Origin of the sequence: Sphingomonas sp. OV641 (genome assembly GCF_900109205.1) — a bacterium.
In the GTDB taxonomy this organism is placed as follows: Bacteria; Pseudomonadota; Alphaproteobacteria; order Sphingomonadales; family Sphingomonadaceae; genus Sphingomonas.
The window spans coordinates 1-2,076 of the sequence record NZ_FNZB01000030.1; the positions used below are offsets into that span (position 1 = coordinate 1).

At 64.8% G+C, this 2,076-nt stretch carries 3 protein-coding genes; all 3 read right to left on the reverse strand.

Annotation, left to right across the window (positions count from 1 at the left end):
* Window positions 1-957, reverse strand: a 957-nt coding sequence (locus BMX36_RS21175) for a multicopper oxidase domain-containing protein (protein WP_143058643.1), incomplete at its 3' end; no start/stop codon positions are given.
* A gap of 97 nt (window positions 958-1,054) precedes the next feature.
* Window positions 1,055-1,627, reverse strand: a complete 573-nt coding sequence (locus BMX36_RS21180; protein WP_046407140.1) for an RNA polymerase sigma factor — start codon at window positions 1,625-1,627, stop codon at window positions 1,055-1,057.
* A complete protein-coding gene (locus tag BMX36_RS21185; RefSeq protein ID WP_371262964.1) occupies window positions 1,624-2,067 on the reverse strand; it encodes a periplasmic heavy metal sensor in 444 nt (147 codons plus the stop codon). Before BMX36_RS21185 ends, BMX36_RS21180 begins: the two co-directional genes overlap by 4 nt.
* Window positions 2,068-2,076 lie beyond the last annotated feature (9 nt).

A 2,076-nucleotide genomic window follows, 5' to 3' on the forward strand; every position in this document is an offset into this window, starting at 1 on the left:
GATCACGTCGAAGGTTTCCGCGACGCCGATCTGGAATTCGTCCACGGTTACCGGCCGGACGTTCTGGCCGTCGGCCTGCACCACCGTCATCGGCAAGTCAGGGATGCGCACGTTGAAGTTGGTTTGCGCCGCAGCATTGACGATGCGCAGCCGAACCCGCTCGCCCGGTCGGAAGAGGCCCGTCCAGTTGTCGTAAGGGCCAAAGCCATTGACGAGGAAGGTGTAGGTCGACCCCGTAACATCCGCAATATCGGCCGGGTCCATGCGCATCTTGCCCCATTCCATCCGATCCTTGAGGCGCATCTCGCGGCCGGCGAGCAGCCCGCTCAGCGTCGGGCGCTGATAGTTGAAATAGGCGCCGCCCATCTGCTTGAGCTTGCGGAAAATTTCCTCGCCCGTCATTTCGCTATGGTCGGAGAGGACGATCACATGCTCGCGGTCGAACGCGATCGGGTCGGCACCGGCCGGATCAATCACGATGGGTCCGTAGAGCCCTGCCTGCTCCTGTTCGCCCGAATGGCTGTGATACCAGTAGGTGCCCGACTGCAAGATCGGGAATTCGTATACGAAGGTCGAACGCGCCTTGATGCCAGGGAAGCTGATGCCGGGCACGCCGTCCATTTGGAACGGCAGAATGAGCCCGTGCCAGTGAATCGAGCTATCCTCGTCGAGATTGTTGGTCACTGCGAGACGGACGTTCTGGCCCTCCTGGAGGCGGACGAGCGGTGCGGGCACGGTGCCGTTGACGCCGATTGCCGGCGTCGTGATCCCGTCCATGACGAGCTTCATCCTGTCGATCGTCAGCGCGATGTTTGTGCCCGACACGGTCGGCAGGGGCCTGGCGATGCCGCGCGACACAGGTTGCGCCCAAGCCGGCAGGTAGGCCGACATGGCCAGCGTGCCGCCAAGCATGGCGGTTCCGCGCATTACGTCGCGCCGGTTTAGATTGCGGCTCATGCCTTTCCTTCGCTCCAGTTCAATGCTTGCGGCCGGCGGCGGGGGGGGGGAGGGCCGCCGACCTTACCTTTCACTACGCGCGAACCGGCCCATCCCCTCACACTAAGTCGAGATTTTTCGACAATCTTTCACGCGCGCGCCGGAGTCGCATCTCCACGGCCTTGCCGCTGATCCCCAGCGCGGCCGCGGTCTCCCCCTGGGACAGTCCTTCCACGGTCCGCAGCAAAAGCGTCTCCTTGAGCGTGGCCGGCAGCTCGGACACCGCGCGCGAAAGCCGCGCAAGCTCTGCGCGATCGAAGGTTACCGCGTCGGCACCTGGCGCCTCGTCCCGCCCACTCTCCATGGTCTCGGGCGGCAGCGAAGAGGCGAACGATAGTATCTGGCGTATGCGCCGCCGCCTGTGCCAGTCGCGGCTCTTGTTGATCGCCACGCGGGTCAGCCACGCAGCGAGCGGTCGCTCTCCGTCATACTTTCGCAAGTTCTGAAAGGCGGCCACGAAGCATTCCTGAGTGAGGTCAAGCGCCTCTTCGGCGTCGCCGATATGCGAGCGGATCAGGCGGTAGACCGGTTTTTGGTGCCGCCGCATGATCTCAGCGAACGCAGCCTGACGTCCGCCGAGCGTCAAGGCGGCGAGTTCGCCGTCCGTGCAGGCCGCGAGATCGAGGCTCACCGCGCGTCTGCGGTCAGCGCCTTCACCACCGCGCGGTCGAACGCCGTCGTCTGATCCGGCCGCAGGATCTGCCGCATCGCGAACATATGGTTCAACGTCTCCTTTTGGAGCTCACCCATCGCGCCGTGCGAACGATCGACGGCCGCCGCGACCTGCGGCCCGTTACCATGTTCGGCCTCGATGGCGGCGGCGAGCCGGGCGTTGTCGGCTCTGAGCTCCAGCTCCAAGGCACGCCTTCGAACGGCGAAGTGAGACTCCAGCGCCTGGAGCTTAGTCCGTTGAGCTTCGTCTAGCTCGAGCCCGTCGTGGAGCAAGCTGTGAAGCTCAACGCCCGGGCTTGGCGGGGACGGGAACAACTCACGTCCAGCCCAAACGCCTGCGACCGCCGCCACGAACGCGATGATGGCGATCAGCATCGCCCTCCGGGCGCCGCTCGTCACTGGAACGCG